Annotated in this window: 1 protein-coding gene; it reads right to left on the reverse strand. The window is 55.0% G+C overall.

The annotated features are described in order from the left end of the window. Positions 1-218: hypothetical protein (locus Q0835_RS30285; RefSeq protein WP_298967222.1), on the reverse strand; the 218-nt coding region annotated here is incomplete at both ends.

The raw sequence follows: 218 nt of genomic DNA on the forward strand, positions 1-218 counted from the left end.
TTCCCCCCGGTTTTCGCCGTAGACCGGGATCTTGCCGCCCTCTATCGACTTTGCCAGGGAAATTACATCCTTCTGAAAAACAGCAATGGAATTCTCGCCCTGCGCACGGAGGGCGCGGGCAACATGGGGTGTGCCCGTGCCATTTTTTCCTGATGCGTCTTTGATGCCATTGGTCAGGGCAGCGATAACCCTCTCCAGCTTTGTTGGTTCGCCATTTT

The sequence above is a fragment of the uncultured Roseibium sp. genome, from assembly GCF_947499295.1.
In the GTDB taxonomy this organism is placed as follows: Bacteria; Pseudomonadota; Alphaproteobacteria; order Rhizobiales; family Stappiaceae; genus Roseibium.